Annotated in this window: 15 protein-coding genes; 11 read left to right on the plus strand and 4 right to left on the minus strand. The window is 35.8% G+C overall.

Annotation, left to right across the window (positions count from 1 at the left end; translation table 11 throughout):
* Positions 1-1,039 precede the first annotated feature (1,039 nt).
* Positions 1,040-1,453 carry a hypothetical protein gene (locus tag Q0951_RS16290; protein ID WP_299339209.1) on the plus strand — a complete coding sequence of 138 codons (414 nt, stop codon included), beginning with the start codon at positions 1,040-1,042 and terminating at the stop codon, positions 1,451-1,453.
* Positions 1,454-1,456: 3 nt separating this feature from the next.
* Here the strand turns inward: Q0951_RS16290 and mscL are convergent, their stop codons facing one another.
* The 4 genes from mscL to Q0951_RS16310 all read right to left on the minus strand — a co-directional run bounded on the left by mscL (position 1,457) and on the right by Q0951_RS16310 (position 6,377).
* Positions 1,457-1,903 carry a large conductance mechanosensitive channel protein MscL gene (gene mscL / locus Q0951_RS16295; protein ID WP_299339212.1) on the minus strand — a complete coding sequence of 149 codons (447 nt, stop codon included), beginning with the start codon at positions 1,901-1,903 and terminating at the stop codon, positions 1,457-1,459.
* A 92-nt stretch (positions 1,904-1,995) separates the two neighbouring features.
* Positions 1,996-2,349, minus strand: coding sequence for an endonuclease domain-containing protein (locus tag Q0951_RS16300; protein ID WP_299339214.1), 354 nt, complete (start codon positions 2,347-2,349; stop codon positions 1,996-1,998).
* Between the two features lie 253 nt (positions 2,350-2,602).
* Entirely contained in the window at positions 2,603-5,860 is a 3,258-nt protein-coding gene (gene ccsA, locus Q0951_RS16305) for a cytochrome c biogenesis protein CcsA (RefSeq protein WP_299339216.1), read from the minus strand.
* Positions 5,861-5,966: 106 nt separating this feature from the next.
* The gene (locus Q0951_RS16310; RefSeq protein ID WP_299339342.1) at positions 5,967-6,377 is read right to left on the minus strand and encodes a group III truncated hemoglobin; all 411 of its coding nucleotides are present in this window, start codon (positions 6,375-6,377) and stop codon (positions 5,967-5,969) included.
* 76 nt (positions 6,378-6,453) lie between these two features.
* On the opposite strand from Q0951_RS16310, the gene Q0951_RS16315 reads away from it, so the two are divergent.
* The 10 genes from Q0951_RS16315 (at position 6,454) to Q0951_RS16360 (ending at position 14,856) form a co-directional block, all read left to right on the plus strand.
* Entirely contained in the window at positions 6,454-7,212 is a 759-nt protein-coding gene (locus Q0951_RS16315; protein ID WP_299339219.1) for a Rossmann-like and DUF2520 domain-containing protein, read from the plus strand.
* On the plus strand, positions 7,202-7,732 hold the full coding sequence (locus tag Q0951_RS16320; RefSeq protein WP_299339222.1) for an HAD family hydrolase: 531 nt from the start codon (positions 7,202-7,204) through the stop codon (positions 7,730-7,732). Before Q0951_RS16315 ends, Q0951_RS16320 begins: the two co-directional genes overlap by 11 nt.
* A 64-nt stretch (positions 7,733-7,796) precedes the next feature.
* Positions 7,797-8,708: a geranylgeranylglycerol-phosphate geranylgeranyltransferase gene (locus Q0951_RS16325; RefSeq protein WP_299339225.1), complete on the plus strand. Its 912-nt coding sequence runs from the start codon at positions 7,797-7,799 to the stop codon at positions 8,706-8,708.
* A 7-nt stretch (positions 8,709-8,715) separates the two neighbouring features.
* Positions 8,716-9,303, plus strand: a complete 588-nt coding sequence (locus Q0951_RS16330) for a Maf-like protein (protein WP_299339228.1) — start codon at positions 8,716-8,718, stop codon at positions 9,301-9,303.
* A 37-nt stretch (positions 9,304-9,340) separates the two neighbouring features.
* The gene (locus tag Q0951_RS16335; RefSeq protein ID WP_299339231.1) at positions 9,341-10,300 is read left to right on the plus strand and encodes a septum formation inhibitor Maf; all 960 of its coding nucleotides are present in this window, start codon (positions 9,341-9,343) and stop codon (positions 10,298-10,300) included.
* Between the two features lie 50 nt (positions 10,301-10,350).
* The gene (locus Q0951_RS16340; RefSeq protein WP_299339234.1) at positions 10,351-10,893 is read left to right on the plus strand and encodes a mechanosensitive ion channel domain-containing protein; all 543 of its coding nucleotides are present in this window, start codon (positions 10,351-10,353) and stop codon (positions 10,891-10,893) included.
* Positions 10,894-10,904: 11 nt separating this feature from the next.
* A complete protein-coding gene (locus Q0951_RS16345; protein ID WP_299339235.1) occupies positions 10,905-11,360 on the plus strand; it encodes an RDD family protein in 456 nt (151 codons plus the stop codon).
* A 1-nt stretch (position 11,361) separates the two neighbouring features.
* The gene (locus Q0951_RS16350; RefSeq protein ID WP_299339238.1) at positions 11,362-11,709 is read left to right on the plus strand and encodes a VOC family protein; all 348 of its coding nucleotides are present in this window, start codon (positions 11,362-11,364) and stop codon (positions 11,707-11,709) included.
* Positions 11,710-11,781: 72 nt separating this feature from the next.
* Positions 11,782-12,198 carry a hypothetical protein gene (locus Q0951_RS16355; RefSeq protein WP_299339241.1) on the plus strand — a complete coding sequence of 139 codons (417 nt, stop codon included), beginning with the start codon at positions 11,782-11,784 and terminating at the stop codon, positions 12,196-12,198.
* Between the two features lie 132 nt (positions 12,199-12,330).
* Positions 12,331-14,856: a PIG-L family deacetylase gene (locus Q0951_RS16360; RefSeq protein ID WP_299339244.1), complete on the plus strand. Its 2,526-nt coding sequence runs from the start codon at positions 12,331-12,333 to the stop codon at positions 14,854-14,856.
* The last annotated feature ends 5 nt before the right edge of the window (positions 14,857-14,861 follow it).

Consider the following 14,861-nt stretch of genomic DNA (forward strand, 5'->3'; position numbering starts at 1 on the left):
GTTATCCTATTTTTAAAGACTGAAGTTTAAACTTAGGGTGTTTTATACCATCATGACTACTCAGAAAGTGAGTAAGATACATTTCCGACATCGTCGGAATCTGCTATTGGTAGTAACTCTTACTTTATAATTTGACTTCCCAAAACCGACCTTAAGATTTGGCAGGCGAGTTGTTTCAATTCTTTTTTCCATTGATGAAAAAAGAACCAAAAAAATCTAGCCTGAACTTTAAACCTTACCCAAATTAGTATTGAAAGCTAAACAAAAAGAACTCAACTTTGCTACACGCAAAGTCTCAAACAGCTTTTTGTTTTTAACGCTTCCTGCTACTTTTGGGTCCCAAGCTTTAAACTTAGGGCGCTGTAAAAGTCATTTGATTGATTTCCGACATCGTCGGAATCTGCTGTCGGCAGTATAATAAGTAAAATACGTTAAGAATAGCTGAAGCCTTGGAAGCTATTTAGTGTTTTACTTATGGTTTCATTGACGCTCAAGTCAATGAAAATACCTTCGACAGTAAAAGGGTTTTTGGTTCGTTTTTGACCTCTCAAAAATGAACATAAAGTTTATTATAATACTTTTTTCATTGATAAAAAAGTATTCAAAAAATCTAGCCTGAACTTTAAACCTTACCCAAATTAGCATTGAAAGCTAAACAAAAAGAACTCGACTTTGCTCCTCGCAAAGTCTTAAACAGCTTTTTGTTTTTAACGCTTCCTTCTGCTTTTGGGTCCCAAGGTTTAAACTTAGGGCGTTGTAGACTATTATGATTATTAAAATGAGTAAGATACATTTCCGACATCGTCGGAATCTGCTGTCGGCAGTATAATAAGTAAAACACGTTAAGAATAGCTGAAGCCTTGGAAGCTATTTAGTGTTTTACTTATGGTTTCATTGACGCTCAAGTCAATGAAAATACCTTCGACAGTAAAAGAGTTTTTGGTTCGTTTTTGCTCTGTCAAAAATGAACAAACACTATTTGAATTTAATAGCATAACATCTATATTTGAGATATAACTCTGCTATTAATCAACATACAATGACCTTTGAACTAGCTCGCGTGATTATCGATTTCGGATTGGTTGTTCTGATATGGATGGTCCAACTCATTATATATCCCAGCTTTTTGTATTACACAGATAAAGCGCTGGTGAGTTGGCACAAACGTTATACCTTTAATGTATCACTTATTGTGATTCCGTTAATGACCTCGCAACTCGGACTCTATATTTATCAGGTACTGGGATCTCAAACGGTGTTTACTGTCTCCGGACTCAGTATAACAATCATCGCCTGGATGTCGACCTTTGTGCTTTTTGTGCCTTTACATCAGCAAATTGCCAACAGGCAACACACCGAGTTCATGCTGAAACAATTGGTCTTAAGAAATTGGCTCCGAACATTACTATGGACAGGTTTGTTTATTTGGAGTCTTAATGATTATCTGACTTAAGTACTACACTGACTTAGATCTTAAGAGTTCATTTTGTTCTTCCATAAGATCATTAAGTTTTGATAATAACTCAATATCTTTTGGCGTCACTACCACTTCATTTTTAGGATCCTGAGCTTTACTGCGCAGTCGATTCATTGCCTTAACCACCAGAAATACTGTTAGACCAATAATTATAAAGTCCAGAAAAGTTTCAAACAACACACCGTACTCCATAGCTACTTCCTGAACGATCACCTCGCCTTCTGAATTTGTAACCGACTCCCTCACCACATACTTTTGGTCCTGAAAATTAAGTCCATCAGTCATTAAAGACAATGGCGGCATGAAAATCTTTTTGACCAGTACATCGATCACTTTATTAAAAGCAGCACCAATGATGATTCCTATGGCCATGTCCATCATATTCCCTTTGACTGCAAACTCTTTGAATTCCTTTAAAAACTTCATTGTATTGTGTTTTGGTTGAAAGAGCCAAAGGTATTTGAATTGAGGATGAAATACAATGGTTGTGGTGATAAGCCGAACTAATTTTATAAAACTTATTGAAATTTACTAATAATTTGATTTAGAACAGTTTCTATATCTTCAAATACCAACTTATTCTCAAACCTAATAAGTTTGAATCCAAGACGTTCTAATATTTTAGTCCGTTCAAGATCATAATTATGCTGGACTAAATCAGAATGATAAGCTCCATCTAACTCAATAATAAGTTGCTCTTGCGGACAATAAAAATCAACTATAAAATACAGTATACTATGTTGTCTTCTGAATTTACGCCCTTTTAATTTTCTTTTTTGCAAACTTTTCCAAAGCACTGATTCTGCTGCAGTTCCATTTCGACGTAACGCCTTTCTTTTAGCTTCTAATGTCTTATAATTATGGATTTTCATATTTACAAATTAAGAAAATTTTCTATACTATTCTAAAAAACCCTACTGTCCTTCGGACATCTTCCCTTACTAAGGGAAGAAATTGAAGTCTGTTTAACTAAAAAAGACAACTATAATTAATAAGAAAATCTATCAATTAAAGATTCTCCTCCTTAATAAGGAGGAGTGGATTCTGAGTAGTTTAAACTCGGAAGACGAGGTGGTTTATAATATAGGTGAATTCTGAATTAATAAAACCCTAAGAGAACTTAGTTTACTTCCTATAATACTTCGCATATTTACGATACGCGAAGAAGCCAATAAGTGTTATAATCACAAGTATGATTGCAATATACTGATAGCTTAAAATCTGTTGTCCAGATTGGTACGAATGTAGTCCAGACAGATAGAAATTCACACCAAAATAGGTAAATAAAATACTAGAAATGGCTAAAACAGACGCGAGGTTAAATCCGTAGCGACCACGAAGACCAGGAATTAATCGCATATGAATGACAAAGGCATAGATCATGATACTAATCAGTGCCCAGGTTTCTTTAGGGTCCCAGCCCCAATAACGTCCCCAACTTTCATTAGCCCACATACCACCTAAGAAGTTTCCAATCGTCAACATCACCAAACCAACAGTTAATGCCATTTCATTAATCACTGTGAGCTCCTTAATATTCAAGTCCATTTTGACTTTATTCTCTTTGGTAGTAAAGATCATCAATAACAAGACGGTCAGTCCTAAGATCATTCCTAGTGCAAACGGACCATAACTTGCTACAATCACAGCAACGTGAATCATTAGCCAATAACTGTCTAATACAGGTTGTAGGTTGGCAATAGCAGGATCCATCCAATTCCAATGCGCCACCATTAAAATCATTGAGGTAACAAAAGCTGTTGCAGCAAGTGTTAACATACTTTTTCGTCCGAATGCCAATCCGAAGAACATCGTTGCCCAAGCCACATAAATCATAGATTCGTAAGCATCACTCCATGGTGCATGTCCTGAAATGTACCAACGCACGATGAGTCCTGCAGTGTGCACCAAGAACAGCACAAGAATACTAAAGGCAAATACCTTAATAATGGTGTCTAGTTTCTTACTATTTGCTGAAAAAATCTGAACAATAAGCAATATAAATAGGATAGCACCAATAATCATATAAAAAGCAAACAGTCTTTGGAAGATATCATACTTATTGTACATGATCTCCATATCTATCTTTTTGTCAGACAACATCACATTAGCACCTTGTTGCTGCTGGTTCTTCTTAAAACCATCCAACAAGCGATTAGCAGTTGTAAAGTCGTTACTTTGTCTAGCTTTTGAAAGTTCTCCCAAATAGTATCCAAAACTGTTTTCTATAAATTTTCCGTAGAGCGTATCACCTACTTTGGTTCTGTAATCCTCTTTGTATTCTACTGAAGAAATCCAAGTATCCTTGTCATCACCAGGCACAGGATAGATTTTCATCGAGCGACCGTCTAAGGTATTATACAATAAGCTCATGCGATCATAAGCTTCTTTGAATTCTTTCTGAAATCCGTTAGGCACCTCAGCACTGTAAGCCTCTTGAAGATAAGGACCTAATTTGTTTCGTCCGTCTTCTGTTAGGAAATCAACTAGCGCCACATATTTCTGGTCTTTTTCAATTCCTATGATTTTTCTAATCGAATCCCCTTTCCGCTTTGCGAGATAAATGATGGGCACATTGTACCAAAATAACGGACTCTCTTGCATGGATAGCAAGACCTGATTAGCATCAAACTCTTCGTAATGATCACTCTTACTTAATTTTCGGAGAATTTCCGAAGCAAAGGTATTCATTGGCATCATTCGTCCGCTATAATCCTGAATCACTAATTTCCCAAACGCATCAGAATGTGCTTTAGGCGTGATATTAGCTCTAATGACCGAATCGATAGTTGTTTTCTTAGGTTTCTCAAAAGCTACTTTCGCACTGTGATCATGACCATCTCCTTCAAAATGTGCTTCTTCCTGAGTGGTTGTACCATGATTGTGACCATCATCTTCAGAATGTTCCTGAGCAAAGCCTGTGAGACTAAAACACAGAAGTAGTACAGTTAATAACTTTGATTTCTTATCCTTGATTTTGTCTAACATACGCTTCAAATCTGCAAAACGTGTTTTACGATCAAATAGAATAGCCATTAATCCGAAGTACAAGAGAAAATAGCCAAAATAGGTGACCCAAGTTCCCCATTGATCATGATTGACCGATAGTTTGGTGCCTTTCTCATCTGGAAAGAAACTCGCCTGAAAGAAACGATAGCCTTCTTCATCAAGAATATTATTCATAAAAATACGATAATCGTATGGTGTTTCTTCAGGTTTTATAACCGTAACTTCACTGGCAAACGAGGAAAAATTATCTTCAGTACCAGGATAACGTTCTGCTACGAAATCATTGAGTTTGATACTAAATGGTAATTCTTTCACTATAGAACCATACTTCACTGCCACATCAAGTCCGCCAACATTAACTTGTTGAAAACGACCATTGACATAGAGACCTCCCAACAGGTTGACTGTTTTTGTTTCGCCATTTGCAGTCACATCAACTACAACACCATCTTCACGACTTCGGAGTAATTGCGACTTCTTCACTACGCCGAAATCACCTTGAATAACAGGCTTTGGAAACACCATTGACATGGTTCCAATTTGATATCGGGAACGCAAAGCTAAAGGCTGAATAGAATCCTTAACTAATGTTCCTGTAACTTGTGTTGCCATGGTCATGTATTCACCTTCAAAAGGTGACTCAATAAATAACTGATCATCTTTTGTAGTAATATTAATAGCACCTGGCTTAGGATTATTAAGCGTAAATACCACATTATGAATCAACTCATCATCACCATCTTTAATGAAATGACTATGCGAGGCTTCATCTCCAGCTTCAACCAGTTTTAAATAAGATTCACCAGTATCATTAGGAATGATATCTAATTCGGCATCTTTGACAAATTGCTTCACCTCAATAGTTACAGGCGTACCGTTGTATTCGCTGGTCACTTCAAAATCGTTGTCTAAACGTTCTGAAAAATCAACACGCTCCTGCACTACTCTACGTTGTTGTTGTCCGTCAACTATCAAATCACCATCAATAAAAGCCGTTAGATAAATATCTCTGGTAAGAAAAGAGTTTTCAGTTTCACCTTCTCTAATTGGCATCCAACCTTCATACCCTATGTATCTTGTAATTCCAGCGCCAAGGAGAATAAAAATAAATGCTAAGTGCAAAATGAGAGTTGCCCATTTTTCTTTTCTAAGGAGTCGGTATCTAAAAATATTTCCAATAAAATTGATCATGAATAACACCATAATGGCCTCAAACCACCACGCATTATAGATGTAATGTCTAGTAAAAGGAGTTGGTGATGTCTCTTGTCCGGCATCCAGAAACGTACCAGCAATCATAGCTGCTGCATAAACAATAAATAAAATACCAGTAAGACGTGTAGAAAATAAAAAGTTAGCAAGTTTCTTTTGCATAGCTAGAAGGCTTATTTTTTTGTTGTGCAAAGATAACCATTTTAGTTTGTTTAGCTAAGCAGATACGGTCTCAAAAATCTGTTAAATAATACCCGTTGCAAATTAGTTAGGTATCACTTGAATATTGTCTGGCTTCAAATAATTTCAGATAGATGAATGTTCCCATTTTACGCGCTCTTCGTTTCGCATTTTCAACCACCTCTCCTTCAAACAATTCTTCTAAGGTTTCATACCATAGATTGAGCCAGATTCCGAAGTGCATTTCAGTAATACTATGATTGAATTGCTTATCAACCTTAACATGAGCTTCGAGAGGATTTCCCTGATATTTATGTTCCAGTTTTCTGGTCATGAACAGGCTGGATTCCCAAAACGTGGTTAGATGCTCTAAATGAGTATCCCAATCTTTAATAGTTTCATTAAAAAAAGGACCAAGCGTCTCATTAGCTCTAACTTTCTCGTAGAATTTAGTCACTAACAACAATATATCGTCTCTGGTATGGATGTCATTTTTCATTAGCACAAATGTAGTCATATCAATTAAATTTAGGACTGATAATTCTCATTTCTGAATTCTATTGTATTTTAGCGCTATGATTTCAGTTGTTATTTTAGGAGCAGGTAACGTGGCTCACCATTTATATAAAGCCTTTTATTCCTCGGAAAACGTAACGATTAAGCAATGGTATAATCGGAATATTGAACGCATCTTATCCTATAAAAATGAGGTAGCTATTACTGACGACCTATCGCAACTCACTGAAGCTGATATTTATATCATTGCAGTAAGTGATGATGCCATAGGCGAGCTTTCGCAACAATTACCTTTTGAGGAACGTTTTGTGGTACATACCTCAGGAAGTGTAAGTGCCTACGATCTGGATAAAAAGAATAGACGTGGTGTGTTTTATCCGTTACAGACCTTTTCTAAATCGGCTGATATTGATTTTTCTCAGGTACCTATTTGTTTAGAAACTCTAATGAAAAAAGATTACATGCCTCTAAAGAACTTGGCAACATCAATCTCTTCAATCACTAAACGTGTCAATAGCGATCAACGTGCTGCATTACATTTGGCTGCTGTTTTTGTAAATAATTTCACCAATCAACTGTACAGAGTAGCTCACGAAATCACAGAATCTAAAGGTGCTGAGTTTGATCTGTTAAAACCTTTGATCTTGGAAACCGCTATAAAAGTTCAGGAGCTTTCACCTTTTAAAGCACAAACTGGTCCAGCAAAGCGCAATGATAAGAAAACGATTAAACGACACTTGAAATTACTAGATAACGAACATCACAAAGACCTATATAAATTGCTAACTACATCAATTAAACAAACTCATGGACGATAAAAGTTATAAAGAATACCTAGCAGATATTACCACTTTCATTTTTGATGTAGATGGTGTACTCACTGACGGCACAGTGACTATTATGACCAATGGTGACATGCTACGACGTATGAATATCAAAGATGGTTATGCACTCAAAACCGCTAAAGATGCAGGTTTTAATATTTGCATCATCTCAGGAGGCACCAATCTTGGTGTGCAAAAACGTTTGGAAGGTTTAGGTATCACTGACATCTATCTTGGTGCACATCATAAAATCAATCAATACAATGAATATCTCAATAACAACAATATTGACTCAAAACAGGTGTTATATATGGGAGATGATATTCCTGATATTCCTGTAATGAAATTAGTTGGTCTACCCTGTTGCCCGCAAGATGCTGCTATTGAAACTAAAGCTATTGCAAAATATATCTCCCATAAAGACGGTGGAAAAGGAGCTGTAAGAGACATTATTGAGCAGGTAATGAAAGTTCAGGATAAATGGGATGGAAATTTTGACGCGAAGTACGATTAATGCATAATGATCTCACTTTAACACTATATTTTACTAACCAATAACCATTAACAACTCAACCAAATTGCACATTCTAAATCTTATTCGTTGGAAAAACCTTATCATGATCATCATTGCGCAAGTACTCGTAAAATATGCGCTTTTTGAACCATTCAACGTCCTAACCACATTAAGCACAATAGGATTTATCCTTTTAGTTATTGCCACGATATCTATAGCTGCAGCTGGAAATATTATTAACGATATTTACGATATTGAAACTGATAGTGTCAATAAGCCAAAAAAGATCATTATTGGAAAGCAGGTTTCAGAAAAACTAGCCTATAACTTGTTTTTTATATTGAATATCATTGGAATTATTATTGGTTTTTATTTATCGCATAGCGTTGGAAACCCCTCTTTCTTTTCCATATTTGTTATTATTTCTTTAGCGCTTTATGTTTACGCCTCTTATCTCAAAGGCACTGTTCTTTTTGGCAATTTGCTCATTTCATTTTTGGTGGCTATGAGTCTTATTATTGTTGGCATATTTGATATTATTCCAGCTATTGTATCAGATAATAGAACATCACAATTGGTCTTTTTTGATATCGTTGTAGATTACGCTGTTTTTGCATTATTAATCAATCTTATCAGAGAAATCATTAAAGACATACAAGATGTAGATGGCGATTATAAAGCGGGATTAAACACCTTACCTATTGTGCTTGGCAGAGAACGTGCTAATAGAATTGCCTTTATCATCAGTATGATTCCTATTGGTGCTGTTATCTATTTTGTAGTGACGTATCTTTACAAACAGCAACTGGCTATTGCTTATTTTTTAATCTGTATCATTGCACCATTGATTTATGCAACAATTAAAATTTTTGGAGCAAAACACAACGATCATTACAAACATATAAGTGATATCTATAAACTGGTGATGTTACTTGGGATTTTATCATTACTCGTTTACCCTTTAATACTGAAATAGTACACAAATGCTCAACGACAAGCTTAAAGCATATCATCTTATTCTAGCTTCTGGATCTCCACGACGTCAGCAATTCTTCAAAGATCTTGGACTAAGCTTTGAGGTACGCTTAAAGCCTGTTGCCGAAGAATATCCAAACCGTCTCAGACATTTTGAGATTAGTGATTATCTGGCGCAACTTAAGTCCTTACCTTTTAAAGACGAATTACAAGAAAACGACATTCTTGTTACGAGTGACACCATTGTTTGGCATGACGAAAAAGCTCTAGGCAAACCAAGACATGATGTTGAGGCATTTGATATGTTATCCTCAATGAGTGGTAAAACTCACGACGTCATTACATCTGTATGTTTTACTACAAAAACACTTCAAAAAACAGTCAATAGCATCACCAAAGTGACTTTTAAAACACTTACTGAGGACGAGATCAATTACTACATTGACACCTGTCAGCCTTTTGATAAAGCTGGTGCATATGGTATTCAGGAATGGATTGGACAAATTGGTATCACCAACATTGAAGGTTCTTATACCAATGTAGTTGGCTTACCAACACACCTCGTTTACAAAACGTTAAACAGCATGGTTGTATAAGATATGGGTTGTAAATTTGTAGTATAAAACTAACGCTATGAATTCCATCTTTAAAGAATACAATTACAAGGTTTTAACCATTTTACTCTTCGGAATATTCCTCTCTTGCCAAGATGATAAAACACCAAAAGATCAAGCTTTACATACTGAGCCTATTTCCGAAGCTAAAAACAATAGTTCAGATACAGATGCCTTCGAACAATCTGAAGATTTTAAAAATTACTGGTATAAAGGTGAAGCCGAAATATCATCCTACAAACTAGAACAAGCACGTTACGGAGAACTCCGTGATGGCAATGCTGTTCTGGTGTTTGTTACCGAAGATTTCCGTCCTGAAAAGCAAGTGAAAGCAGATCGCTATAGCTCTAAAAATATTCCGGTGATAAAGTTAAATGCAACCAAAAGCTTCAACACTGGGATTTATCCGTATTCGATAATGCAATCGACATTCTATCCTGTGAGTAATAACAAACATGCCATTAAAGTGAGTAGTTCTATTCAGGAATGGTGCGGACATGTATACTCGCAGCTTAACAACAGAGAATTGTTTGAAATCACTTCACACAGCTACTTTGAAAGCGAAGCCGATCAAGACTTTAAATTAGATAAAGCTATTCTTGAAAACGAACTGTGGACACAATTACGATTAGATCCAAAAAGTTTACCAACAGGAGATTTAAACATTATACCCTCTCAGGAATATATCCGATTAAAGCATATTGAATTTAAAGCCTATTCGGCTAATGCTAAAATTGATACCGACAAAGGACATTACACACTTAATTATCCAGAATTAGAACGCTCTCTGGTCATACAATTCAATCCAAACTTCCCTTATGATATTTTAAGTTGGGTAGAGACTTTTAAAAGCGGTTTCGGAATCAATGCAAAAACATTATCGACTAAAGCAACAAAACTGAAAACCATAAAATCTGCCTATTGGAGTAAGAATTCTAATGCAGATGAAGGACTACGAGAAACTCTTCAATTAAAATAATATAGTGTTAAAATTCTAGTGTATATTTGAACTACACTAAATGCAAACTTATGTTTTTTGAGAGCTACAAAACCGAATTAATCACAACAGCTGTTATTCTTGTTATTGTATTGATCTTACGTTTTTTAAGTCATGCGCTCGTTAGAAGCATTGGAAGAAAAAGCGGAATCAATGATGCTCGTATTCAGTTAATTTGCAGATATATAACAGTTACTTTGTTAATCATTGCTTTAATAATTGAAGCCTTTGTGTTTGGTGCAGAATTAAAAGACATGACCTTTATTGTGTCCTCTGTTTTTGCTGTAATCGGGATTGCCCTTTTTGCCATCTGGTCTATTCTTAGTAATGTCACTTCTGGCATTATAATGTTCTTTTCGTTTCCTTACAAAGTTGGGGACAAAATTCAAATCCATGATAAGGATTTTCCTATTGAAGCCATTATTGAAGATATTAGAGCTTTTCAATTACACTTAAGACTAGATAATGGAGATCTGGTCACTTATCCAAATAATCTGATTCTCCAAAAAGCAGTCACCTTAGTAGAAAAAGATGCCATAGAAGGTTTTATGGACGATGGCAGTGATTCTCTTTAAAACACAACATAATGGAAGATAGTATTTTCGCTAAAGATTTTGAAAATAGGTATGAACTTGCAAAAATTAGATATAGAATCTTAGCTTTTCTAATAGACTTTATCATATTCTGGAGTATTGCTATGGTATTTGGCACTTTCTATGGAGAATCTTTAGAAGGTAGTTACGGATTTTCAATTTCTGGATTTCCTGCACTCATTGTTATGGTTATAGGTTTGTTTCTATGGCCAATTAGTGAAGGCTTATTTGGTCAAACCATTGGCAAGCGTTTTCTAAACCTGAAAGTCGTCAGAGAAAATTTTGAACCTATTGGTATTGGTGAAGGTTTTGCTAGATTCTTTTTAGGACTCATAGATTATATCTTTTTGATCGGTATCATAATAGCAGCCACAAACAAAAAGAAGAAGCGTATTGGAGATATGGTAGCTGATACAATTGTAATTTCTACGAAATCAAATCAAAACTGAAATGGACACTAATAACAACCACATTAACTACGTTGAACTTTATGCTAATGATCTAGAGATTGTCAAATCATTCTATCATAATACTTTTGGTTGGACATTTACAGACTACGGACCAAATTATACAGCATTTTCTAATAGCGGACTTGAAGGTGGATTTGAAAAAACAGAGAACCCCATCACCAATGGCGCATTAGTTGTTTTATATCACAACGACCTCAAAAACATTAAAAGTAAAGTGATTGAATGTGGAGGTAAAATTTCAATAGATATCTTTTCATTTCCTGGTGGAAGTCGCTTTCATTTTACAGATCCCTCAGGCAATGAATTGGCTGTATGGTGCGATAAATAGATAACCGTTCATCGAATACATATCATTTAGAGCGCTAACTTTACTATATTTGAGTAACATAATTATTACAAGATGAAAACGAAATTTCAACTATTGTTCCTATTCTTACTCACAACCACACTCGTAACAGCTCAAAAACAAACCGATTTTCTTGGAAAATGGCTCGGTGATGATGGTAGCGAAATTGGGTATCTCATTTTTGACAAAGAAGGTTATGCTGCCTTTGAAACTCAAGGCCAGCTCATAGGTGGTAAAGAATTTGTGATGAATGGAGAAAAAGGAAAAATGACCTACTCAATCAATACAGAGGCAAGTCCGATTGAGATTGATCTAACAATTACAAAGATGTCCTCTGGTGAAAGTAAAGTCATTCGCTGTATCGCTCAATTTGAAGAGAAAGATGTCATGAAATTTGCTCTAGCCTTTGATGCTGAAAGACCTAAAAACTTCGAAGGAGACAATGCTATTATGCTTAAACGGGTAAAATAACTACGTTTCTTTAGTAAAACTAAAATGATATCAACGCTCCTTTTTGGAGCGTTTTTAACGTTAAAGAAAATCTAAAAACTAGTACTGCCCTAGCTTACTTCATTATATTTGATCAGAACTAACTAATTTTTTATGCAGACCAGACTACGCTTACTGTTTCTATTTATTCTTTCAGCAGGATTACTCTCAGCGCAACAACCAAAAAAGCCAACAGCTTCAGAAATTCACGAATCGATAAAAAAGTTAAATTTCTTAGGATCGGTTTTATATGTTGCTGCGCATCCAGATGATGAGAACACCAGGCTCATCTCTTACATGTCTAATGAAGTTAAAGCTAGAACAGCCTACCTCTCTCTGACACGTGGTGATGGCGGTCAAAACCTAATCGGACCTGAACTCAGAGAATTATTGGGTGTTATAAGAACACAAGAATTGCTTGCTGCACGACGAACCGATGGTGGCGAACAACTGTTTACAAGAGCTAACGATTTTGGATATTCAAAACATCCTGATGAAACCTTAGCCATATGGAATAAAGAGGAGGTACTTAGCGATGTGGTTCTCGCCATTAGGAAGTTCAAGCCAGACGTGATCATCAATCGATTTAACCATAGAAACCCTGGAACTACTCATGGCCATCATACAAGTTCAGCAATGCTGAGTATTGAAGCCTTTGATCTGGTTGGCGATAAAAATGCGTATCCTGATCAATTAAGGTCTGTAAATACCTGGCAGCCAAAACGCTTGTTTTTTAACACCTCATGGTGGTTCTACGGAAGTCGTGAGAAATTTGAGGAAGCAGATAAATCTAATCTGTTAGAAATAGATACTGGTGTCTACTTTCCTGGTCTGGGATTAAGCAACCCAGAAATTGCAGCTTTAAGTCGAAGTCAGCATAAATCACAAGGGTTTGGAAGCACAGGAAGTCGAGGATCTCAGATTGAATACATAGAACTTATTAAAGGCGATCTGCCAACAGATAAAACCAATATATTTGAAGGTATAGACACTTCATGGAATCGTGTTGAAGGTGGTAAAGCTATTGGAACCATTCTGGATGATGTACAAAAGAATTATGATTTCAAAGCCCCTTCAGCATCAATACCCAATCTTTTAAGAGCTTACAAACTCATTCAAACACTCAAAGACGACCATTGGAAAACTGTCAAAACAAAAGAAATAAAAGATATTATTGCAGCTTGTGCTGGTTTATATATAGAAGCAACAGCCAATACAAATCATTCAAGTGCTGGCTCTGATATTAACCTTAACATTGAAGTTATTAACCGCAGTAATACTAACATCACATTATCTAATCTCATCACACCAAATGGTATTAGAATTGATAAGAATTTAAAACTCGATAACAACACGCGCTTTAATTTCAAAGAAACGTTAAAGATCAGTGCTAATCAAAAAGTATCAACACCTTACTGGCTTACCAAAAAAGGCACACTGGGAATGTATACTGTTAAAGACAAAAGCCTGATAGGTCAACCTGAAACTCCCAGAGATTTAAATGTGACGTTTAATTTAAATGTAGAAAATCTAGCCATTCCTTTTACAAGACCCATTGTTTATAAGATGAATGATCCTGTTAAAGGCGAAGTTTATAAACCGTTTGAAATTGTACCTGAAGCTTCAGCTAGAATTTCGGAGAAGGTCATTATTCTCGATTCTGATACGCAACGTGATATTGAAGTTATAGTTAAAGCTGGACGTGATAATCTGGAAGGTTACGTACAAATAGCCTACCCTAACGATTGGCAGGTTTTTCCTGAAAAACAAAAAATAAATATCGCCAACAAAGGTCAGGAACAACGTCTTATATTCACAGTTATACCTCCAAAAGAACAAAGTGAAGGCCTAATGACGCCTATGGTTCATATTGGTGAGAATATCTACACAAGAGAGCTTATAGAGATCGATTACGATCATATTCCGTTTCAAACCATATTATTGCCTAGCGAAAGTAAAGTGGTAAGACTAGACATTCAAAAACGTGGTGAAAACATTGGATATATTGAAGGTGCAGGAGATGTAGTTCCTGAGAGTTTGAGGCAGATAGGTTACAATGTCGCCATTATAAAACCTGAGGATATTTCCGCAGAACATTTAAGTCGCTTCGATGCTATAGTTGTTGGCATAAGAGCCTACAACACGGTTAATGAATTAAAATTCAAGCAACAGCTACTGTTTGATTATGTAGCACAAGGTGGTAATATGATTGTGCAGTACAATACTAATCGCCGACTTAAAGTTGATCAAATTGCACCTTATACTCTAAAATTATCAAGAGATCGTGTCACCGATGAAAATGCTCAGGTTAGTTTGATTGCAAAAGATCATGAAGTATTAAATTTTCCAAATAAAGTCACAACGAACGATTTCGAAGGATGGACACAGGAACGCGGTTTATATTTCCCTAATGAATGGGCCGATGAGTTCACACCTATACTTTCTATGAATGATAAAGGCGAGTCACCAAAAACCGGAAGCTTACTGGTTGCAAAACACGGCAAAGGTTATTACATATACACAGGTTTGAGCTTTTTTAGGGAGTTTCCCGTAGGTGTTTCTGGTGCATACCGACTTTTTGCCAATATGCTCTCACTTGGAAAAAACGACTTCAATACCACTAATCAAATCAAAAACTAATGGAA

Source organism: uncultured Psychroserpens sp., from assembly GCF_947501425.1.
Classification (GTDB): Bacteria; Bacteroidota; Bacteroidia; order Flavobacteriales; family Flavobacteriaceae; genus Psychroserpens.

Coding starts and splice junctions, on each gene's coding strand:
- Q0951_RS16330 (WP_299339228.1), top strand. CDS start 8,716: ATGCTCAACGACAAGCTTAAAGCATATCATCTTATTCTAGCTTCTGGA.
- Q0951_RS16355 (WP_299339241.1), top strand. CDS start 11,782: ATGAAAACGAAATTTCAACTATTGTTCCTATTCTTACTCACAACCACA.
- Q0951_RS16350 (WP_299339238.1), top strand. CDS start 11,362: ATGGACACTAATAACAACCACATTAACTACGTTGAACTTTATGCTAAT.
- Q0951_RS16290 (WP_299339209.1), top strand. CDS start 1,040: ATGACCTTTGAACTAGCTCGCGTGATTATCGATTTCGGATTGGTTGTT.
- Q0951_RS16320 (WP_299339222.1), top strand. CDS start 7,202: ATGGACGATAAAAGTTATAAAGAATACCTAGCAGATATTACCACTTTC.
- mscL (WP_299339212.1), bottom strand. CDS start 1,903: ATGAAGTTTTTAAAGGAATTCAAAGAGTTTGCAGTCAAAGGGAATATG.
- Q0951_RS16300 (WP_299339214.1), bottom strand. CDS start 2,349: ATGAAAATCCATAATTATAAGACATTAGAAGCTAAAAGAAAGGCGTTA.
- ccsA (WP_299339216.1), bottom strand. CDS start 5,860: ATGCAAAAGAAACTTGCTAACTTTTTATTTTCTACACGTCTTACTGGT.
- Q0951_RS16340 (WP_299339234.1), top strand. CDS start 10,351: ATGTTTTTTGAGAGCTACAAAACCGAATTAATCACAACAGCTGTTATT.
- Q0951_RS16315 (WP_299339219.1), top strand. CDS start 6,454: ATGATTTCAGTTGTTATTTTAGGAGCAGGTAACGTGGCTCACCATTTA.
- Q0951_RS16345 (WP_299339235.1), top strand. CDS start 10,905: ATGGAAGATAGTATTTTCGCTAAAGATTTTGAAAATAGGTATGAACTT.
- Q0951_RS16310 (WP_299339342.1), bottom strand. CDS start 6,377: ATGAAAAATGACATCCATACCAGAGACGATATATTGTTGTTAGTGACT.
- Q0951_RS16335 (WP_299339231.1), top strand. CDS start 9,341: ATGAATTCCATCTTTAAAGAATACAATTACAAGGTTTTAACCATTTTA.
- Q0951_RS16360 (WP_299339244.1), top strand. CDS start 12,331: ATGCAGACCAGACTACGCTTACTGTTTCTATTTATTCTTTCAGCAGGA.